Origin of the sequence: Sphaerisporangium sp. NPDC088356 (assembly GCF_040685555.1) — a bacterium.
In the GTDB taxonomy this organism is placed as follows: Bacteria; Actinomycetota; Actinomycetes; order Streptosporangiales; family Streptosporangiaceae; genus Sphaerisporangium.
Genome location: NZ_JBFBIK010000006.1, coordinates 31,978 through 53,038, shown reverse-complemented (window position 1 = coordinate 53,038; position 21,061 = coordinate 31,978). Strand labels below are relative to the sequence as shown.

General features: G+C 70.8%; 17 protein-coding genes. 14 read left to right on the top strand and 3 right to left on the bottom strand.

Features of this window, described 5'->3' with window-relative positions:
- Positions 1–74 precede the first annotated feature (74 nt).
- From AB0O34_RS04360 to AB0O34_RS04305, 12 genes are all read left to right on the top strand, one after another.
- Entirely contained in the window at positions 75–1,109 is a 1,035-nt protein-coding gene (locus AB0O34_RS04360; protein ID WP_363912468.1) for an SIS domain-containing protein, read from the top strand.
- A gap of 40 nt (positions 1,110–1,149) precedes the next feature.
- The gene (locus AB0O34_RS04355) at positions 1,150–1,386 is read left to right on the top strand and encodes a PTS glucose/sucrose transporter subunit IIB (RefSeq protein ID WP_363912466.1); all 237 of its coding nucleotides are present in this window, start codon (positions 1,150–1,152) and stop codon (positions 1,384–1,386) included.
- Positions 1,387–1,418: 32 nt separating this feature from the next.
- The gene (locus AB0O34_RS04350; protein ID WP_363912464.1) at positions 1,419–1,868 is read left to right on the top strand and encodes a PTS glucose transporter subunit IIA; all 450 of its coding nucleotides are present in this window, start codon (positions 1,419–1,421) and stop codon (positions 1,866–1,868) included.
- Positions 1,869–1,911: 43 nt separating this feature from the next.
- Positions 1,912–2,550, top strand: a complete 639-nt coding sequence (locus AB0O34_RS04345) for an HAD family phosphatase (RefSeq protein ID WP_363912462.1) — start codon at positions 1,912–1,914, stop codon at positions 2,548–2,550.
- Between the two features lie 80 nt (positions 2,551–2,630).
- Entirely contained in the window at positions 2,631–2,888 is a 258-nt protein-coding gene (locus tag AB0O34_RS04340) for an HPr family phosphocarrier protein (protein ID WP_363912460.1), read from the top strand.
- A 22-nt stretch (positions 2,889–2,910) separates the two neighbouring features.
- Positions 2,911–4,581, top strand: a complete 1,671-nt coding sequence (gene ptsP, locus AB0O34_RS04335; RefSeq protein WP_363912458.1) for a phosphoenolpyruvate--protein phosphotransferase — start codon at positions 2,911–2,913, stop codon at positions 4,579–4,581.
- A gap of 80 nt (positions 4,582–4,661) precedes the next feature.
- Entirely contained in the window at positions 4,662–6,386 is a 1,725-nt protein-coding gene (locus AB0O34_RS04330; RefSeq protein WP_363912456.1) for a glycoside hydrolase family 3 protein, read from the top strand.
- Positions 6,387–6,437: 51 nt separating this feature from the next.
- On the top strand, positions 6,438–7,091 hold the full coding sequence (locus AB0O34_RS04325) for an HAD family phosphatase (RefSeq protein ID WP_363912454.1): 654 nt from the start codon (positions 6,438–6,440) through the stop codon (positions 7,089–7,091).
- Positions 7,092–7,272: 181 nt separating this feature from the next.
- Positions 7,273–7,779 carry a hypothetical protein gene (locus AB0O34_RS04320; protein WP_363912452.1) on the top strand — a complete coding sequence of 169 codons (507 nt, stop codon included), beginning with the start codon at positions 7,273–7,275 and terminating at the stop codon, positions 7,777–7,779.
- A gap of 67 nt (positions 7,780–7,846) precedes the next feature.
- Positions 7,847–8,485 (top strand): HAD family hydrolase, encoded by a 639-nt coding sequence (locus AB0O34_RS04315; protein WP_363912450.1) that lies wholly within the window; start codon positions 7,847–7,849, stop codon positions 8,483–8,485.
- A 182-nt stretch (positions 8,486–8,667) separates the two neighbouring features.
- Positions 8,668–9,375, top strand: a complete 708-nt coding sequence (locus AB0O34_RS04310) for a haloacid dehalogenase-like hydrolase (RefSeq protein WP_363912448.1) — start codon at positions 8,668–8,670, stop codon at positions 9,373–9,375.
- A 104-nt stretch (positions 9,376–9,479) separates the two neighbouring features.
- Positions 9,480–11,360 (top strand): acetoacetate--CoA ligase, encoded by a 1,881-nt coding sequence (locus tag AB0O34_RS04305; RefSeq protein ID WP_363912446.1) that lies wholly within the window; start codon positions 9,480–9,482, stop codon positions 11,358–11,360.
- Between the two features lie 78 nt (positions 11,361–11,438).
- On the opposite strand, the gene AB0O34_RS04300 is transcribed toward AB0O34_RS04305, so the two are convergent.
- Together AB0O34_RS04300 and AB0O34_RS04295 are read right to left on the bottom strand one after the other, a co-directional pair.
- Positions 11,439–11,870 carry a VOC family protein gene (locus AB0O34_RS04300; RefSeq protein WP_363912444.1) on the bottom strand — a complete coding sequence of 144 codons (432 nt, stop codon included), beginning with the start codon at positions 11,868–11,870 and terminating at the stop codon, positions 11,439–11,441.
- 203 nt (positions 11,871–12,073) lie between these two features.
- The gene (locus tag AB0O34_RS04295) at positions 12,074–13,579 is read right to left on the bottom strand and encodes an FAD-binding oxidoreductase (protein WP_363912587.1); all 1,506 of its coding nucleotides are present in this window, start codon (positions 13,577–13,579) and stop codon (positions 12,074–12,076) included.
- A 284-nt stretch (positions 13,580–13,863) separates the two neighbouring features.
- On the opposite strand from AB0O34_RS04295, the gene AB0O34_RS04290 reads away from it, so the two are divergent.
- On the top strand, positions 13,864–18,729 hold the full coding sequence (locus tag AB0O34_RS04290) for an NAD-glutamate dehydrogenase (protein WP_363912442.1): 4,866 nt from the start codon (positions 13,864–13,866) through the stop codon (positions 18,727–18,729).
- An 11-nt stretch (positions 18,730–18,740) separates the two neighbouring features.
- Here the strand turns inward: AB0O34_RS04290 and AB0O34_RS04285 are convergent, their stop codons facing one another.
- A complete protein-coding gene (locus tag AB0O34_RS04285) occupies positions 18,741–19,796 on the bottom strand; it encodes a hypothetical protein (RefSeq protein ID WP_363912440.1) in 1,056 nt (351 codons plus the stop codon).
- 83 nt (positions 19,797–19,879) lie between these two features.
- Here AB0O34_RS04285 and prfB point away from each other — a divergent pair, with 83 nt between their 5' ends.
- Complete coding sequence (gene prfB, locus AB0O34_RS04280) at positions 19,880–20,998, top strand: peptide chain release factor 2 (RefSeq protein WP_363912438.1); 1,119 nt, start codon at positions 19,880–19,882, stop codon at positions 20,996–20,998.
- The last annotated feature ends 63 nt before the right edge of the window (positions 20,999–21,061 follow it).

Genomic DNA, 21,061 nt, shown 5'->3' with positions numbered 1-21,061 from the left:
AGTGTCAACGTACGGACCGGCGACGGATCGATAACGGCCCGATCTCGCCCTCCGCAGCTGAAGGACGGGCACGGATGACGACCAAGATGCGCAGCGAGATAGCCGAGCAGCCGGCCGCGCTGCGAGCCACGCTCGATGCCCTGCTCCCGCGGATCGACGAGGTGAAGAACCTCGCCGGGCGCACCCGGCAGCTCGTCTTCATCGCCCGGGGCACCTCCGACAACGCCGCGGTCTATGGCCGCTACCTGATCGAGGCGCACGCGGGCAGGCTCTCCTCGCTCGCCGCCCCCTCCATCGCCACCACCTACAAGCGCAAGCTCGACCTCACCGGCGTGCTCGCCGTCGCGCTCTCGCAGTCGGGCAGGACCGAGGAGATCGTCGAGACCCTCGGCTGGGCCAAGGACTGCGGCGCCAGCACGGTCGCCATCACCAACGGCGGGGAGCGGTCGCCGCTCGCCCAGGCGGCCCACCTCGCCCTGTGCACCGAGGCGGGCGAGGAGAAGGCCGTCCCGGCCACCAAGACCTACACCACCCAGCTCGCGGCACTCGCCGTGCTGGCGCTCGGGCTCGGCGCGGACGTGGACGCCGACGACCTGAACCGCGTGCCCGACGCCGTCGAGCAGCTGATCGCGGACCCGGGCGACCTGGACGCGGTGGTCGAGGGGCTGGCCCACGTGTCGGGCGTGGTGGTGTCGGGCCGGGGCATGGCGTTCTCGACCGCGCTGGAGACCGCGCTCAAGCTCAAGGAGGCGTGCTACCTGCACGCCATGGGCCTTTCGTACGCCGACCTGCTGCACGGGCCGATCGCCGTCGTGGACGAGAGCACGCCCGCGCTGCTCGTCGCGGCCGACGAGGGGCCGACGCTGTCCGGCACCGTCGCGCTCGCCCGGCGGGTGACCGGCGCGGGAGCGTCCTCCTTCGGCGTGGGCGGCGGCCCCGAGCTGGCGGCGGCCTCCACGGCGGCGCTCAACGGCCCCGCGCTGCCCGAATGGGTGGCGCCGATGGGCCTCATCGTCCCCGGGCAGATGCTGACCGAGGCGCTCGCCCGCAGGCGCGGCATCGACCCCGACTCTCCGCGCGGCCTGAACAAGGTGACGCAGACGGAATAACCTCATTACCTTTACCTCGGGCGTAATGAGGAGGACGGAAATGGCGGCAGACGCTAACGCGATCATCGCCGGTCTCGGTGGAGCTGACAACATCATCGACATCGAGCCGTGCATCACCCGCCTTCGCACCGAGGTCCGCGACGCGTCCAAGGTCGACCACGCGGCACTGAGGGCGGCCGGTGCCCACGGCGTCATGGCGGCGGGCAACGTCGTCCAGGTCGTGGTGGGCCCCGACGCCGACACGATCGCCTCTGACATCGACGACATCATCGCTTGATCCCCGCGCCGGGACGCCAAGGTGGGAGGCCTGTGACCACTGTTCTCGCCCCGGTGGCGGGGTCCGTCGTGGGGCTGGCGGCCGTGCCGGATCCGGTCTTCGCCGAAGGCCTGGTGGGACCGGGCACGGCCATCGACCCGGCCAGGGAGCCAGGCAGGGTCCTCGCGCCCATCGACGGCAGGATCCTCAAGCTCCACCCGCACGCTTATGTGATCGTGGGCGAGGACGGCAGGGGGGTCCTCGTCCACCTGGGCATCGACACGGTGCAGCTCAGGGGCGAGGGCTTCAGGCTCCTCGCCAGCGAGGGGGAGCGGGTGCGGGCCGGGCAGCCCGTCGTGGCCTGGAACCCCGCCGCCATCGAGGCCGGCGGAAGGTCCCCGGTCTGCCCGGTGGTCGCCCTCGACGCCCGCCCCGGTACTGTGAGCCCGGTCGTCACGGCCGGGCCCGTGCGAGCGGGAGACCCGCTCCTACAGTGGGACTGAGCCCCGGGGCGCCGGCGCGATCGAGAGTCAGGGGGAACGGCGGGTGGCAGCGAAGGCCGCGCTTTTCGACCTCGACGGCACGCTGGTCGACAGCGAGCGGCGGAGCCTCGCTTTGTGGAGCACTCTGCTGGTCAACCACGGGGTCGACCACGACGAGCACCTGCTCAGGGAGTTCATGGGACGCCGGGGGCCCGACGTGCTGGCCGAGAAGGCCCTGCTGTTCCCGGGCAGGCACGTCGACGACCTGTTGGCCGAGCTGAGGTCCTACTACGACAGGCCGGGGCTTCCGGAGGTCACCCCGGTCCCGGGCGCGGCCGACCTCGTGCGGCGCATCGACGGCCACGGCCTTCCCGTGGTGCTCGTCACCTCGGCGCGGCGGTGGTGGGCCCTCCGCTGCCTCAAGCTGCTCGGCATCGACGACGTGGTACGTACCATCGTCTCCGGCGAGGATGTCGCCATCGGCAAGCCCGATCCCGCCGGGTTCCTCGCCGGAGCGAGGGCCGCCGGAGCGCGTCCGGGGGAGTGCGTCGCGTTCGAGGATTCGCTCGCGGGGATCGCGGCGGCCAAGGCGGCGGGTATGACTTGTGTCGGGGTGGCGACAACCCACCACGTGAGCGAACTCTCCGCTGCTGATCTGGTCGTATCCGATCTAACCGGTGTTGACTGGCCGTTACCGCTATAAGGCGTCTCTTTTGGAATAACGCGCCAGTCGTACTGATTTGAACGGGTGGTCCGGACCGCCCGGCCAGTTGAGGAGGAACCGTGCCCGAGCGCAAGGTCATCGTGGAGTCAGAGGTCGGCCTGCACGCCCGTCCCGCCGCGACGTTCGTGCAGACCGCCGCCAAGGCGCCCATCGACGTCACCGTCGCCAAGCCCGGCGGAGCGCCGGTCAGTGCGAAGAGCATCCTTTCCATCCTGGCGCTGGACGTCAAAAACGGGGAGGCGATCGTCATCCACGCCGAGGGCGATGGCGCCGACCAGCTGCTGGACGAGCTGGCCGCGATCGTGTCGGCTCCGTGAGACGGCCCTCGGTCAGGCCGCGATGGAGAGGCTGACGGGAGCCGGGGTCAGCCCCGGCGCCGGGTACGGTCCTGCGTACCTGCTTGGGGGCACCGTTCCCGAACCGCCCGCGGGCTCGCGGCACGACGGCGATCCTGTGGGCGAGACGGCGCGTGCGGAGGCCGCCGTCGCGCGGGTCGCCGCCGAGCTCTCGGCCCGTGGCGAGGCGGCCGGCGGTGACGCGCGAGATGTGCTGGAGGCGCAGGCCCTGATCGCGCGGGACCCGACCCTGTCGGCCGAGGTCGCCGAGCTGATCGATGCCGGTACGGCCGCCGAGCGCGCCGTCTACGAAGCTTTCGGCAGATATCACGACATGTTGGCGGAGATCGGGGGATACCTGGGGCAGCGGGTCGCCGACCTGGACGACATCCGCGACCGGGTGATCGCCGAGCTGACGGGCATACCCATGCCCGGCCTCCCCGAGAAGGGCGAGCGCCCGTACGTGCTGGTCGCCCGCGATCTCGCTCCCGCCGACACGGTGCTGCTGTCCAAGGAGGTCGTCGCCGCCTTCGTCACAGAGCAGGGCGGCCCCACCAGCCACACCGCGATCCTGGCCCGCTCCATGGGCGTACCGGCCGTGGTGGCCTGCTCGGGCGCGACGTCGATCGTGAACGGGACGTTCGTGCTCGTCGACGGCACCACGGGCATGGTCGGGCTCGTGCCCTCGGACGAGGAGGTCGCGGCGACGATCGAGGCCGCGGACGCCCGCGCCGGCGTGCTGTCGTCGGCGAAGGGGCCGGGCGCGACCGCGGACGGGCACCCCGTGGCCCTGCTGGCCAACGTCGGAGGGCCGCGTGACCTCGCCGCGGCGCTGGAGTACGGCGCCGAGGGCGTGGGGCTCTACCGCACGGAGTTCCTCTTCTTCGACCGCGAGGTGGCCCCTTCGGAGGAGGAGCAGGAGGCCGCGTACCACGAGGTCCTGGCCGCGTTCCCGGGCCGCCCAGTGGTGGTGCGCGTGCTCGACGCGGGCGCGGACAAGCCGCTGGGCTTCCTGCCGCCCACGGGGAACGAGCCCAACCCGGCCCTGGGCGAGCGCGGGCTGAGGATTCTGCGGATATTTCCGGATGTGATGGTGAACCAGCTCCGGGCGCTCGCCCGGGCCGCCAAGGGCACCTCGGCCGAGCTCCACGTCATGGCCCCGATGGTGGCGAGCGCCGAGGAGGCCACCTGGTTCGCGGGCGCCTGCCGGGCGGCCGGCCTCCCGTCGGCCGGGATCATGATCGAGATCCCCGCCGCCGCGCTCAGGGCCGCCGACCTCGCGCCCGCCGTCGACTTCTTCTCCATCGGGACCAACGACCTCGCGCAGTACGTCTTCGCGGCCGACCGGGAGGTGGGGGCGCTGACGGTCTACCAGGACCCCTGGCAGCCCGTCATGCTCGACCTCGTCGCGATCGCCGCGTCGGCGGGCGTCCCGTGCGGGGTGTGCGGAGAGGCGGGTTCCGATCCGGCGCTCGCGTGCGTGCTCGCCGGCCTCGGAGTGACATCGCTGTCGATGGGCGCGCCCGCGTTGCCGTGGGTACGCGCCGCGCTGGCGCGGCACACCCTCGACCAGTGCCAGGCCGCCGCCGCTGCCGCGCGTGCCACGAGCACCCCCGAGGCGGCCCGCGCCGCCGCCCGCGCGCACCTGCCCGGCCTCGCCGACCTCTCCCTTTGAGCCAGGCCCCTCTGAGGGGCCGGGTCTCGGGTCGCGGAACGGCGGGCCGGCCACGCGACGACGCCGATACGGTTGAGGCCATGGGTGGACCTCTGCGCGCGGCGGCGTTACTGATGATCGTGTCGATGGCCGCGGGGTGCGCCGGCGCTTCTTCCGGCGCGGAGCAGGCCCCTCCGGCCACGAGCGCCCCGCCCTCCTCCACCCCGGCCGTCACCGCCTCCCCCGAGGTGAGCGCGTCCCCGAGCCCCTCGGTCCCGGCGACGCTCGCCGCGATGAGCGTGGAGGACAAGGTCGGGCAGCTGTTCATGCCGGTCCTGTACGGCTCGCGCGCCGACGGCGCCCACGGCGACAACCAGGCGCGATTCGGCGTGGCCAGCCCCGCGGCCGTGGTACGCAAATACCATCCGGGCGGCGTCATCCTGTTCCCCTGGGCGGGCAACGTCCAGGACGTCGGCCAGATCGTCAAGCTGACGGGCGGCCTGCAGAAGGCCTCGGAGATCCCGTTGATCATCGGCGCCGACCAGGAGAACGGCCTCGTCTCGCGGCTCAGCCCGCTCGTCACCGACGTGCCCGGGAGCATGGCCATCGGCGCCACGCGCGACCCCGGCGACGCCCGTACGGCCGCGCGGGTGACCGGCGAGGAGCTGCGGGCCCTCGGCATCAACCTCGACTTCGCGCCGGTCGCCGACGTCAACGTCAATCCGGACAACCCGGTGATCGGCTCCCGTTCGTTCGGGTCGGATCCGGCGCGGGTGGCGGCCATGGTCGGGGCCGCCGTCGACGGGTTCCACGACGCGGGGGTGGGCAGCGCGGCCAAGCACTTCCCCGGGCACGGCGACACGAAGGTCGACAGCCACAGCGGCCTGCCCGTGATCCGGCACTCCCGGTCACAGTGGGAGAAGATCGACGCGCCTCCGTTCAAGGCGGCGGCCCAGCACGGGGTCGACATCGTGATGTCCGCCCATGTCGTGATGCCGAAGCTCGACCCGTCGGGCGACCCCGCGACGCTCTCCAAGCCGATCCTGACCGGGCTGCTGCGCGGCAAGCTCGGCTACGACGGCGTGGTGAGCACCGACGCCCTCGACATGAAGGGGGTGCGGGAGAGGTACGGCGACGCGGAGGTGGCCGTGCGAGCGATCCTCGCCGGCGTCGATCTGCTGCTCATGCCGCCGGACTTCCCGAAGGCCTACGGCGCGGTGCTCGACGCGGTCAAGTCAGGGCGCATCTCGCGCGAGCGGCTCGACCAGTCGGTCAGGCGCCTGCTGACGCTGAAGGCATCCCGGGGGATCCTGGAAGGCTCCGTGGCGGACGCGGGCAAGGCCGCCGAAGTGCTGCGCTCGGACGAGCACCGCGAGACCGCCCAGGGCATCGCCGACCGTTCCGTGACGCCCGTGAAGGGGGCGCGTGGCCTTCCCGTGAAGGGCGACGTGCTGGTCACGGGCCCGGCGGGCAGGCGCCTGGCGGGCATGCTCGACGGCGCGTCGGCGGCGGGCACCGGGGACACCCCGACCGCCTCGCAGATCGAGAGCGCGCGGTCCGCCGCCGTCGGGGCCGACACCGTGGTCGTCACGACCAAGGACGCCGGTCCGGCCCAGACGCGGCTCCTCTCGGCGATGGCGAGCACCGGCAAGCGGGTGGTCGTGGTCTCGATGGGCGCCCCGTACGAGCTGGCGCGGCTGCGCGGCTACGACACGGCCCTGGCCGTCTACTCCGACGGCGAGGCGTCCCTCAAGGCGGCCGCCAAGGCTCTGACCGGGGCTCTCAAGCCCAAGGGGGTCCTTCCGGTGGGGCTGGGCACCCGGTAGGAGAACGGCTCGGCTTACTCTGAAAGGCCGAGCCGTACATGAGGAGCAGACATGGTGAAGGGTGTACTGATCGACTGGGGTGGCGTGCTCACCACCGGCCTGCATGAGGCCATCGCCGAATGGCTCGCCGCCGACGGCATCGATGACGCCCATTACCGTGACCTGATGCGCGAGCTCATACGCCATGCCTACGAGGGGAACGCCGACGGGGAGAGCCCGATCCACGCCCTTGAGCGCGGAGAGATCGACGCGGCGGAGTTCGAGCGCGACCTGGCGGCGAAGCTCGTGACGCTCGACGGAGTGCCACCCGTCGCCGAAGGCCTGCTCGCGAGGATGTTCGCGGGGTTCCGGCCGGTTCCGACGATGTACGACATGCTGCGCGCCGCCCGCTCGGCGGGCCTGTCCACCTGCCTGGTCTCCAACTCCTGGGGCGATCATTACCTCCGGGAGGGCTGGGACGACTACTTCGACCAGATCGTCATCTCGGGCGAGGTCGGCATGCGCAAGCCCGAGCCGCGGATCTTCCACCACGCCCTCGGGCTCGTGGGGCTGCGCCCGGAGGAGTGCGTCTTCATCGACGACATCGAGGCGAACATCGAGGCCGCCCGCGCGCTCGGCATCGTCGGCCTGCACCACCGCGACGCCGACGCGACCATAGCGGCGGTGGAGGCCCTGTGCAGCCTTCCCCTCCGCCCTCCCGTGTGACCTCGCGGCGGCCTCACCAGCCGGCTCCGGCGTCCTTCGCCGGGCGGTCCGCGCGGGCCTTCTCGGGCCGGCTTGCGTGATCCTGTACGGGCGGTGACGCGGCGCCTGGCACACTCGTGGAGTTGATCGGGCGCCGCTCTGGCCCCGATATCCGGAAATATCGTGAATGAGGAACGAACGCATGCGCGTCTACCTGCCGTGCACCCTTCCCGCCCTGGCCAGCGTGGTCGCCACGGGGGAGGTCGGCCCGGCCCCGCTGACCGGCTACGCGGTGACCCCCGCACTGGTCGAGTGGTACGTCTCGGGTGACACCGAGGAGCTCGAATACGTCGCCCTGACCGACGCCGCCAGGGCGTCCCTGCGAATGCTGGCCGCCGACCGCGCGGACGGCGTGGAGGTCCCGGCGCGGCGGGTGGTGATCGCCGCCGAGGTGCCGGACGACATGGTGAAGGCCGGCACGGACATCGACGAGCGCTCGCGGGTGCGGATCCCGGTCGCGGTGCCGATGAACAAGATCGCTGCCGCCCACGTCGACGACCCGCAGGCCGTACCCGACGTGGAGACCGCGCTCGCGGCCGTGTTCGCCGCCGACGACGGCGACGACGACGCCCGGTTCGAGGTCGACGGCGCCGAGGCCCACGAGCTGCTGTGGTACGCCACCCAGGAGATCCCCGACCTCCTCACCTGACCCGCCGGGCCCCCACCCCTATATCCGAGTGCTTGATCCGAAGGGTTCGCTTATCCTGGATCCCGATATGAAGCACATCATCTGGGACTGGAACGGCACGCTTTTTCACGACATCGAAGCCGTGGTGGGAGCCACGAACGAGGTCTTCAAGCCATACGGCGTGGCCGCATTCGACAACGACGGCTTCCGGGCCGCCTACACCCGCCCGATCTGGGTCGCCTATGAGCGCATCCTGGGCCGGCCCCTGCGCGAGGGGGAGTGGGAGGCGCTCGACCAGGCCTTCCATGACCACTACCACAGGCTGATGCTCTCGTGCGCGCTCGCCGAGGAGGCCCTCGACTGCCTGCGCACCTGGGCCGACTCCGGGCGCACCCAGTCGCTGCTGTCCATGTGGGCACACGACCGGCTGGTGCGGAAGGCCTCCGAGCTGGGCATCTCCGATTACTTCGCCCGCATCGACGGCCTGAGCAACGGCGCACCGGGTGGAGGCAAGGCTGAGCACATGGTGGTCCACATCGAGTCGCTCGACGTCAAGCCGTCCGAGATCCTCGTGATCGGCGACAGCCTCGACGACGCTCACGCGGCCGAGCATGTGGGCGCCCGCGCGGTCCTCTACACCGGGGGCATGACCAGCCGCGCCGACCTCGCGGCCTCCGGCTTCCCGGTCGTCGACTCCCTGTCCAAGGCGTTCGACCACGCCAAGTGACCGGCCGTCCGGGGTGTCTCGCTCCGCGACGTGAGCCCCCCATCCGGACGACCTGAGCGGTCAGCCGGGGCATTCCTCTCGACGGGTGACAAGTTGGGCATGGCTCGGCGTCGGGGGCGCGCGTTCGTCGTACTCTGAGCGCGCACCCCTTACGCCTTCGGAGGCCCCCCATTAACCGTCTCGTGCTGTGGAACGTCGACCTCACCCTGGTCGACGTGGCGATCGTCACCCGTGAGGCCTACGCCGACGCGTTCCGGCAGGTCACCGGGCGCCCGCTGGTGAAGCTGGCGCCCGCGATGGGCCGTCCGGACTCGGAGATCATCTTCGAGACGCTCGCCATCAACGGCATCGTGACCGGTGACGACCACCTTCCCCGTTTCATCGACGCCCTCGCCGGCGCGTTCGCCGCCAGGCGCAAGCGTCTCGGCAAGGATGGGCGCGTCATGTCCGGCGCCAAGGAGGCGCTCAAGGCCGTGGCCAGGCTCGACGGGGTGGTCCAGTCGGTGCTCACCGGCACCATCAAGAGCAACGCCATCCTCAAGCTGGAGGCGTTCGGCCTGGAGAGGTACGTCGACTTCGAGGTCGGCGGCTACGGCGAGGAGGTCTACCCCAAGGCGACCCTCCTCCAGGTCGCCCAGGGCAGGGTCAAGCGGATGTACGGGTACGCCTGCGACGGGTCCAACACGGTCCTGATCGGCGACTCGGCCAGAGACGTGCAGGCCGCCCGCATCGCCGGGGCCGCGATGATCGCCGTGGCATCGGGCCGCTCCACCTCGGCCGAGCTGCGTGAGGCGGGCGCCGACATCGTCCTTCAGGATCTGACCAACGCCTCCGAGGTGGTCGCCGCCGTCGCCCGCCTCACCAGCCCCCTCGACCGGAAGGCCGGCTGAGGGAGCTGTTTGGCCTGGCGCGGATTCGGGATACCAGGCCGGTGGGCGCCGATGTGTGGGTGGGCGGGATGGCGACGGGGCGGGGGCTCCGACAGGATGGGGCCATGGTTGAGGAAGGTGCGCTGCTCTGGGAGCCGTCCCCCGAGGTGATCCGCGACGCGAAGATCACCCGGTTCGTCGCGTGGCTGGGGCGTTCCGGGCGCGATTACGAGCATCTGTGGCGCTGGTCGGTCGAGGCTCCCGAAGAGTTCTGGACGTCGGTGTGGGACTACTTCTCGGTCGTCGGTGACCGTGGTGACGGGCCCGTCATCAGTGGGACGATGCCGCACGCGAAATGGTTCGAGGGAACGACCCTGAACTACGCGGAGAACGCGCTACGCGCGGATCCCGGCCGCCCCGCCGTGATCTCCCGCGACGAGGCGGGCGACCGGCGCTCCTTCACGTACGGCGAGCTCGCCGATGAGGTCGCCCGGGTACGGGCGGGCCTGGTGCGGCTCGGGGTCACCCGGGGCGACCGCGTCGCGGCGTATCTTCCGAACGCCCCTGAAGCACTGATCGCCTTCCTCGCCACCGCCAGCCTCGGCGCCATCTGGTCGTCTTGCTCGCCCGACTTCGGCGTCCCCAGCGTGGTCGACAGGTTCACGCAGATCACCCCCAAGGTGCTGATCGCGGTCGGCGCCTACAGCTACAACGGCCGCTCGTTCGACCGGTCGGCGGTCGTGGCCGACATCGCCGCCAAGCTGCCGAGCCTGGTCGCGACCGTCGTGGTCGGCACGGACTCCTGGGACCTGCTGCGGGCCGAGCCCGCGCCGCTCGCCTTCGAGCCGGTTCCGTTCGACCACCCGCTCTGGGTCGTCTACTCCTCCGGCACCACGGGGCTGCCCAAGCCGATCGTCCACGGCCACGGCGGCATCGTGCTGGAGCACCTGAAGGCGCTCACCTTCCATCAGGACCTCGGCGAAGGCGACGTTTTCTTCTGGTACACGACGACCGGCTGGATGATGTGGAACTACCTGGTGGGCGGCCTGCTCGTCGGCGCCACCGTGGTCCTCTACGACGGCAGCGCCACGCATCCCGGGCCCGACGCGCTCTGGCGGCTGGCGGCAGAGGAGGGCGTCACCTACTTCGGCACCGGCGCGCCGTACATCATCGCCTCCATGCGGGCCGAGCTGAGGCCGTCCGGCCTGGAGAGGCTCAGGGGGGTCGGCTCCACGGGCTCTCCGCTGCCGCCCGAGGGGTTCGGCTGGCTGTACGACGTGCTGCCGGGCGTCCAGCTCGGATCGTTCTCCGGGGGCACCGACGTGTGCACGGGGTTCGTGGGCGCGGTGCCGGTGCTGCCGGTCAGGGCGGGGGTGATTCCCTGCCGCTGTCTCGGCGCCTTCGTGGAGTCCTACGACCCGGAGGGCGACTCGGTGGTCGGCGAGGTCGGCGAGCTGGTGGTGACCCGGCCCATGCCGTCGATGCCCGTCATGTTCTGGAACGACCCCGACGGCACGCGCTACCAGGAGAGCTACTTCGCCGACTATCCGGGGGTCTGGCGGCACGGCGACTGGATCAAGATCCTTCCGGACGGCTCCTGCGTGATCTACGGCAGGTCCGACTCCACGCTGAACCGCGGCGGGGTGCGCATGGGGACCAGCGAGTTCTACCGGGTCGTCGAGCGGTTCCCCGCCATCTCGGACAGCCTGGTCATCGACACCGGCCAGCTCGGGCAGGAGGGCCGGCTGCTGCTGTACGTGACGATCGCCGATGGAGAGGCGCTGACCGACGGGCTGGTCACGGAGCTGAAGAACGCCCTGAGGAGCGAACTTTCCCCGCGTCACGTGCCGAACGAGATCATCGAGGTGCCGGGCATCCCGCGCACGCTGAGCGGCAAGAAGCTGGAGGTGCCGGTGCGCAAGATCCTGCTCGGCACACCGGTGGAGCAGGCCGCCAACACCGGCGCCATGGCCAACCCGGAGGTCCTGCGGCACTTCGTCCCGTGAACCCGGCGGCGCCGGAGGGGCCGGACCCGGATGCCGGGCCGTCGAGAGATCACTTCGGTGTCGCATGCCGCGTATCCGTCAGGTCGCGAAGACCTGGGCGTCGTCGGCGAACGCCTTGAACTCCATGGCGTTGCCCGCGGGATCGAACAGGAACATGGTCCACTGCTCTCCCGGCTCCCCGGCGAAGCGCAGGTAGGGTTCGATCACGAAGCGGGTCCCGGCTGCCTGGAGGCGCCCGGCCAGCCGGTGGAACTCCGGGATGCCCAGGATGAGCCCGAAGTGCGGCACGGGCACGTCGTGCCCGTCCACCGGGTTGTGCGCGGGCGCGGCGGGACGCGGGGCGAGATGGGTGACGAACTGGTGCCCGCGCAGGTTCCAGTCGATCCAGCGGTCGGAGCTGCGGCCCTGCTCGCAACCGAGCACCTCGCCGTAGAAGATTCGGGCGGCCTCCAGGTCGTCGACCGGGACGGCGAGATGGAAGCGGGGGATGGAAGGGGCGGGCGAAGGCATGGAGATCTCTCCTCGGTCCGTGGCGCTCCGCCGGAAGCGCCGGCGGGATGGGTGAAGACCATCTTCGGGCAGGTGTGGTGACCCGCACGCGGCGGGTGGGGCGAGCACCCACATAACCCCCTACCGGGCACCGCGCGAGGGCCCTTGGCGGGCACTGCGCGGCGGCCCGGGGGACAAGACCTTCGGTCACCGCGCGGAAGCGGTCAGATCGCCTGGGGGAAGCGGAAGAGGCGCTCGGGGTCGTAGACCGCCTTGACCTTGGCGAGGCGGCCGGCGTTGGCGCCGTAGTAGGCCTGACGCCAGCCGCTCAGGGCCGGGTCGATGTAGTTGACGTAGGCGTGGTCGCCGAAGTGCGGAGCCATGGCGGCGTGCGCGCCGCGCAGCCAGGTGGCCGCGCCCGCCATGTGCGCGTAGTACTGCACGCTGAACAGCGCGGTGCGATGCGGGAAGGCGGTCGCTCCTGGCCGCACCCGCCCGACCGCGCCGCCGAGGGCGTCGAGGAGCACGGCGTGCCGGCCGGGGCGGGCCGTCTGGTCCACCAGGGCGCCGATGCCCGAGGCCGACAGGGGCCGGTAGGCCATGTGCGACTTGGCGCTGAACGCGTCGCGCGGGAAGCGGCCGTCGGCCGTCTGCCCCGGCAGGCTTCCGGGCCGGTGGCACTGCGACACCGTGCGGGTGGAGCACCCCGCCTCGATCATCATGGCCTTGCGGTAGGAGGTCTGGGTGACGTAGCGGGTGGAGGGCTGGGAACCGATCTTGGCGATCAGCGGTTCGAGCCGGCGCTCGCAGTCCGCCCGGGATCCGATGTAGAGGCCGCCGATCTGCAGGTCGAGCGAGGGGTCCTGGCTGAGGTGGAGGTTCGACCACATGGCGTCCGGCTCGTGGGGCGCCCACGCCTGCCAAGCGGCGATCGCCTTGCGGGCACGCGACCACGGCCAGTGCAGGAAGAACAGCGTGACGTCGCGCGTGGCGTGCGTGCGGAAGGTGAACGACACCGCGACGCCGAAGTTGCCGCCACCGCCGCCGCGTGAGGCCCAGTAGAGTTCGGGCTCATGGTCGGCGTCACAGGTCAGCACCCGGCCGTCGGCGGTGACGATCTGGAGCGACTCCAGAGCGTCGCAGGTCAGGCCGTACTTCCTGGCGACGACGCCGATGCCGCCGCCCAGCGTGAGCCCGGCGATGCCCACCGTCGGGCAGGAGCCGCCCGGTATGCTCACCCCATGCGAGGCCAGCCGGTCGTACACGTCGACCAGTTGCGCGCCCGCGCCCACGACCGCGCGCCCCGATGTGGCGCGCACGCCGTTCATGCGCGAGACGTCCACGACCAGACCCGTGCCCGACGACCATCCCGCGTAGCTGTGGCCCCCCGACCGCGAGGTCACCGGCACCCGGAGCCGCTTGGCGAAGGCCAGGCACTCGGCCACGTCCGACGGGTTCGCGCAGTACGCCACGGCGGCGGGCCGTATGCCGTCGAACGACGGGTTGTAGAGACGCCGGGCCGCGTCGTACGAGGCGTCGCCGGGGAGGATCAGGCGCCCGGCCAGGCCCTTCCCCAGCGAGGTCCAGTCCGATGGCGAGGGGCCGGTCCGCGCCGTGGTCCCCGCGGCCGCGTGTGCGGTGGCCCCGGTGTGCCCGCAGGCGCCGGCCACGGCCGTGGCGGCGACGGCGGACGCGCGGAGGAAGCTCCGGCGGTCGAGCGCGGGGCGCATGGTCACTCATCCCCCAAGAACGGGTCATCGGTCGCGCAAGGTCGCGCTCGTTGAGTGAGACGTCCGCGAGGGTGGCTTGGTTTATCACAGATGGGTCACGGTGCACGTGGTGGGGTGGAAGGCTCGTCCGATGCGGGAATTGCGCACGATTCCGGACAAGTTGACGTTTCACGTGTGATGGGCTGATATCGGGTACGGCCAGAGAGGATCCGGTCAACGGAGACCGAGGTCCGGGCTGTGACCATCTTGAACAAGGCGAACCCTCACAAAGGAGTGAGAGCGACATGCCGCTCGACGAGGCAAAGGACCGGCTTCTGCGGTCCGCTGCTGAACTGTGTGCAGAAGCCCCAGGAAACGATCACCTCGACTTCGAGAGCATCCTGGCGTTTCTGCGGCTCTACTACCGGCATGTCGCGCCAGAGGACGTGATCGACCGCGACCCCGTCGAGCTGTACGGGCCGGCCATGGCGCACCGGCGGCTCGCGGACTACCGCCCGCAGGGCCGGGCACTGGTCCGCGCCTACACCCCGACGGTCGAGGAGCACGGCTTCGACCTCGGGAACTCCGTCGTCGAGGTGGTCACCGACGACATGTCCTTCCTCGTCGACTCGGTCACGATGGAGCTCGACCGTCACGAGACGGGCGCTCACATGATCGTGCACCCGCAGATGAAGGTCCGCCGCGACATGACGGGCAAGATGCTCGGCCGCGACCAGGCCGAGCTCACCGGCCAGGTGCTGGTCGAGTCGTGGATGCACATCGAGATCGACCGGCAGGCCGACCCCGAGGTGCTCGCGAGCCTGGAGCGGGACCTGCAGCGAGTCCTCCAGGACGTCCGCTACTCCGTCGAGGACTACCCCAAGATGCGGGGCCTGGCTGTCCAGATCGCGTCGGACCTCGAGGCCGCCCCGCCGCCCCTCTCGTCCGGAGACCTGGAGGACAGCCTGGAGCTGCTCCGCTGGCTCGCGGACGGGCACTTCGACTTCCTCGGATACCGCGAGTACCGCCTGGAGATGGGCCCCGACGGCGACGGGCTGCACGCCCTGCCCGGCACAGGCCTCGGCATCCTGCGGGCCGACAAGGCCGGCTCGGCCAGCTTCGCCGCGATGTCCCCCGAGCTGCGGGCGAAGGCCCGTGAGAAACAGCTGCTCGTCGTCACCAAGGCCAACAGCAGGGCGACCGTCCACCGGCCGGCCTACCTCGACTACATCGGTGTGAAGCTCTTCTCGCCCGAGGGCGAGGTGATCGGCGAGCGCCGCTTCCTCGGGCTGTTCTCGCACGTGGCCTACAGTGAGTCGATCTCGCACATCCCGGTGCTGCGGCGCAAGCTCCAAGAGGTGCTCGACAAGGCCGGGCTCACCGCCGAGAGCCATGACGGCAAGGACCTCATCGAGATCCTGGAGACCTATCCGCGTGCGGAGCTGTTCCAGGTCCCGGCCGACGACCTGGTGCCGATGGCGCTGGGGGTCCTGCGCCTGCGCGAGCGCAAGCGGGTCAAGCTCTTCCTGCGCCGCGACGACTACAGCCGCTACATCTCCTGCCTGATCTACCTGCCGCGTGACCGGTACACCACCGACGTCCGCCTGCGGATGCAGGACATCCTGATCCAGACGCTCGGCGGCACGACCCTCGACTACAGCACGATGATCGGCGAGTCGCCGCTGGCCCGCCTGCACGTGGTCATCCGCGGTGAGCGCGGCAAGCCGATGGGCGGCACCGATGTGGACCTCTGGGAGCTGGAGGCCCGCATCGCGGCCACCACCCGCTCATGGAAGGAGGACTTCGCCGCGGCCATCAGCGAGTTCTCCCCGCGGGAAGAGGCCGCGTCGCTCACCCGCCGCTACGCCTCGGCGTTCCCCGAGGGCTACAAGGCGGACTTCACGCCCCGTACGGGCGTCGCGGACCTGCACCGCCTGGAACGGCTCACCGACACCCCCGGCCAGATCGGGATGGACCTGTACGAGCCGCGCGACCCCGCCCAGGGCGAGCGGCGGTTCAAGATCTACCGCATCGGATCGGCGCTCTCGCTCTCCGAGATCCTGCCCCTGCTGTCGCGCATGGGCGTCGAGGTGGTGGACGAGCGGCCGTACCAGATCACCAGGAAGGGCGAGCGGCAGGCCTGGATCTACGACTTCGGCCTGCGGACCACCGCTTCCGGGGTGGCCGACCATGCGGAGTTCAAGCGGTTGTTCCAGGAGGCCTTCGCCGCGCTCTGGCGGGGCGAGATCGAGAGCGACGGCTTCAACGGGCTCGTGCTCGGCGCCGGGCTAACCTGGGAGCAGGCCCAGATCCTGCGGGTGTACGCGAAGTACCTCCGCCAGGCGGGCATCGCGTTCAGCCAGCGCTACATCGAGAAGGTGCTCCTCGGGAACATCCGGCTGGCCAACCTGCTCGTCCGCCTCTTCGAGGCCAGGCTCGACCCGCGCCGCACCGAGGACGCGCGGCAGGACCTCACCGAGGCCCTGCACGAGGAGGTGCTCGCGGCCCTCGACGAGGTCGCCTCGCTGGACGAGGACCGCATCCTGCGGGCCTACCTTGAGATGATCCTCGCCACGCTGCGCACCAACGCCTTCCAGCAGGTGGACGGCAGGCGCAAGCCGTACATCTCCATAAAGCTCGACTCCTCGGCGATCAGCGTGCTGCCGCTGCCCCGGCCCAAGTACGAGATCTTCGTGTACTCGCCGCGGGTGGAGGGCGTGCACCTGCGGTTCGGCAAGGTCGCGCGGGGCGGCCTGCGCTGGTCGGACCGTATGGAGGACTTCCGCACCGAGGTCCTCGGCCTGGTCAAGGCCCAGATGGTGAAAAATACGGTCATCGTGCCCACTGGGTCCAAGGGCGGCTTTGTTGTGAAGCGCCCCCCAGCGGGCGGCGGGCGTGACGAGCTCATGGCCGAGGGCGTGGCGTGCTACCGCCAGTTCATCTCGGGCCTGCTCGACATCACCGACAACCTGGTCGACAACAAGGTGGTCCCGCCCGCCGACGTCGTGCGGCACGACGGCGACGACACCTACCTCGTCGTCGCGGCCGACAAGGGCACGGCGACGTTCTCCGACATCGCCAACAGCGTGGCCAAGGACTACGGCTTCTGGCTCGGTGACGCCTTCGCCTCCGGCGGCTCGGTCGGCTACGACCACAAGGCCATGGGGATCACCGCCCGGGGCGCCTGGGAGTCGGTCGCCTACCACTTCCGCTCGATGGGGATCGATGTCCAGACCACCGACTTCACGGTGGTGGGCGTCGGCGACATGTCGGGCGACGTCTTCGGCAACGGCATGCTGCTGTCGCAGCACATCAAGCTGGTCGCGGCCTTCGACCACCGGCACATCTTCGTCGACCCTTCGCCGGACGCCGCGCGCGGCTTCGCCGAGCGGTCGCGCCTGTTCGCCCTGCCGCGCAGCTCATGGGCCGACTACGACGCCGGGCTGATCTCCACCGGTGGCGGCGTCTGGCCGCGTACGGCCAAGTCGGTGCCGGTCTCGCCGCAGATGCGAGCGGCGCTCGGCATCCCCGACGGGGTGTCGGCGCTCACCCCGAACGACCTGATCAACGCCATCCTCAAGGCCCCCGTCGACCTGCTGTGGAACGGCGGCATCGGCACCTACGTCAAGGCGTCCGCCGAGAGCCACGCCGACGTCGGCGACAAGGCCAACGACTCGCTGCGCGTCAGCGCCGCGGAGCTACGGTGCAAGGTCATCGGCGAGGGCGGCAACCTCGGCCTCACCCAGCTCGCCCGCATCGAGTTCGCGCTGAACGGCGGGTTCGTCAACACCGACTTCATCGACAACTCGGCCGGTGTGGACACCTCCGACCACGAGGTGAACATCAAGATCCTGCTCGACCGGGTGGTACGTGACGGCCGGCTCACCGACCAGCAGCGTGACCAGCTCTTCCTCGACATGACCGACGAGGTGGCCGGGCTCGTGCTCAGCGACAACCAGGCGCAGAACGTCGTGCTGGCCGCCGCGCGGGCGCAGGCCCCCGAGATGCTGCACATCCACTCCCGCTACCTTCGCAAGCTGGAGCGCGAGGGCCTGGTCAACCGCGAGCTGGAGGCGCTGCCGTCGGACAAGATGCTGGCCGAGCGGCGTCAGGCCGGCCTCGGGCTCACCGCGCCTGAGTTCTCGGTGCTGCTCGCCTACACCAAGCTGGTGGCCGACCACGAGCTGCTCGCCTCCGACCTGCCCGACGACCCGTACCTGGAGTCGTGGCTGGTTTCCTACTTCCCCTCGGCGCTGCGCGAGCGCTTCCGCACGGCCATGGACGCCCACCCGCTGCGCCGCGAGATCATCACCACCCGCGTGGTCAACGATCTGGTCAACGCGAGCGGCACCACGTTCATGTTCCGCTTCGGCGAGGAGACCGGCGCGTCCACCCCGGACATCGCCAGGGCCTACCTGGTGTCCAGGGAGGTCTTCGGGCTGCCGGCCTTCCGGCGGGACGTGGAGGCGCTGGACAACAAGGTCGACACCGCCACCCAGCTCGCCATGCTGCTGGAGGGCCGCAAGCTCGCCGAGCGCGGCGCGCGCTGGCTGCTCGGCAACCGCAGGCCCCCGCTCGACCTGGCCTCCACCGTGAGGTTCTTCGTCGACGGCGCCGACGGGCTGCTGGCGCACCTGCCCAAGCTGCTCACCGGCCCCGACCTTTCGGCCTTCGAGGAGCGCCGCGACGGGTTCCTGGCACGGGGCGTGCCCGCGGAGCTGGCCGAACGGGCGGCGGTGATGGTGCCGGCGTACTCGACGTTCGACCTCGTGGAGATCTCCTCGCGTACCGGCCGTCCGGTGAACGACGTGGCGGAGGTCTACTTCGACCTGGCCGAGCGGCTCCAGCTCGCCCGGCTGCGCGAGCGGGTCATCGCCCTGCCCCGCGACAACCGGTGGAACTCCATGGCCAGGGCGGCGCTGCGCGACGACCTGTACGCCGCGCACGCCACGCTCACCCGGGACGTCCTCACGCACAGCGAGCCGGGGCTGTCGCCCGAGGAGCGCCTGGCCCGCTGGTCGGAGGCGAACTCCGCGGCCGTCGCGCGGGCACGCCAGACACTGTCGGAGATCTGGGAGAGCGACCACTTCGACCTCGCCACGCTGTCGGTGGCGCTCCGCGCGGTGCGCACCCTGGTCGCGACCAGCAACCTGCCCCACGCGGAGGGCTGAGCGCTACGGCGTCACTTGTAGCTGACGCCGGTGGCGGCGCCGTCGAATCCGATGATCTTCGCGGGTTCGGCGGCGCCCCTGCGCGAGACGTGGCTGACGTACTGCTGTGTCTCGATCACGCGGAGCATGTTCGGGACCACGACGCTGCCCACGGCCCAGCGAACGTCCTTGGGGACGGGCACGAGCCCGTCGGCATGCTTGATCTTGGCCTGCCGGAGCGTGGTCCGCGTCAGGGAGTACAGGATGACGGCTCCGCCGTCGGTGGTGCGCAGGGCGTAGATGGGGAAGGCGGTCGCCGCGAAGAGCGAGTCGTACAGGAACCCCCGCAGCTTGGACTCGGACTGGATCTTCTCCACCTCGGTGAAGTAGCCGGTGGTCTGCGGCCCGGCCGCGATCAGGCCGGCCGCGAACCCGCCGGGGCCCTCCTCGGCGATCGTCGCGTGCAGCGGCGCCATCAGGTGCGGGCTTATCGCGATCGAGTCGTCGCGGGTGGCCAGCGGGGTGGCGTACCCCTGGGGGTCCAGGCTGACCTCGGGCAGCTTCGTCCGGGGGTAGAGCAGGGAGGCGAAGCTCAGCTGCCAGCGGGAGACGTCGTACTGCTTCATGAAGGCGAGCACCGCCGTGCGGCTAGCCCCGCTCTCGTCCCGCCGCTCGACGACGGCGGCGAACCAGTAGGGGAACCGGTCGAGCCGGGGGACCAGCAGCTTAGGCCTCCCCCAGGTGTACCGGGGCGGCTTCATGCCGGTCGACTGGAACGCCGTGGCGGTGAACAGGCTCTGCGCGTCGCGCACCTGCTGCCTGGCAGGGTACTCGTCGCCCGACGCCCTGAGCGCGTCGTCCGTCGCAAGGATGAGGTGCACCTGCTCGGCGGCCTCGGCGGGCGTGACGGCCGGGGTGTCCCCGACCTGCGGCGAGGAGGAAGGCGACGGGGCGGGCGTCGACGCGCCGGTGGCCGCCGAGGTGGCGGCGACGGGGCTGCGCCGGATCTCGTGCCCGCTGGAGGCGCATGCGGAGGCCGTGGCGGCGAACAGGAACATCGCCAGGACGGCACGCATGGTCCTGTTCACGCTCGCCTCCCGATGAGTCCCCCGCAGACCGCCCATGCTAGCCACGCGCGAGGTGCCTCCTGTGTCGCGTACCCTTGGCAGATGTGGCAGCCATCGATCCCGCAGAAGAGATCAGCGAGCTTACCGGCACACTGAAGGGCATTCAGGACGTGCTGGACCTCGACGTCATGCGAAAGCAGATCGCCGAGTTGGAGGAGCAGGCTGCCGCGCCCGACCTGTGGAACGACCCTGAGCAGGCGCAGAAGGTCACCAGCAAGCTGTCCCACATGCAGGGCGAGCTCAACCGCGTCGAGAACCTTTTGCGCAGGCTCGACGACATCAACGTCCTGTACGAGCTCGCCGAGGCCGAGGACGACGCCGAGACGCGTGAGGAGGCCGGGCGGGAGCTCGCCTCGCTCCGCACCGACGTCAACGCCCTTGAGGTCCGCACGCTGCTCTCGGGGCCGTATGACGCGCGTGAGGCGCTGATCACGATCAACTCCCAGGCCGGCGGCGTGGACGCCGCCGACTGGGCGCAGATGCTGCTCCGCATGTACCTCCGCTGGGCCGAGCGCAAGGGCCACTCCACCGAGGTGTACGACACCTCCTACGCCGAAGAGGCCGGCATCAAGTCGGCGACGTTCGTGGTCAAGGCGCCCTACGCCTACGGCACGCTGAGGGGCGAGCACGGCACCCACCGGCTCGTCCGCATCAGCCCGTTCGACAACCAGGGCCGCCGCCAGACCTCCTTCGCGGGCGTCGATGTGGTGCCGGTCGTCGAGCAGACCGATCACATCGACATCAACGAGGACGACCTGCGCATCGACGTCTACCGCTCCTCGGGTCCCGGCGGCCAGGGCGTCAACACCACCGACTCCGCGGTGCGCATCACCCACCTGCCCACCGGCATCGTCGTCTCCTGCCAGAACGAGCGCTCCCAGCTCCAGAACCGCGCCTCCGCGATGACGGTGCTGCAGGCCAAGCTGCTGGAGCGCAAGCGGCAGGAGGAGGCCGAGAAGATGTCGGAGCTGCGTGGCGAGTCGACCACCTCGTGGGGCACGCAGATACGCAACTACGTCCTGCACCCTTACCAGATCGTGAAGGACCTGCGCACCTCCGTCGAGGCGGGCAACCCCAGCGCGGTGCTCGACGGCGATCTGGACGAGTTCATCGAGGGCGAGATCCGCTGGACCCGGCGCATCGAGTCGGGCGCCGCGGGCTGACCCCTCGTACGGATCCCGAGGCTCCGGGATCCGTACCGATGGCCGATCAGGCGCCGTACAGGT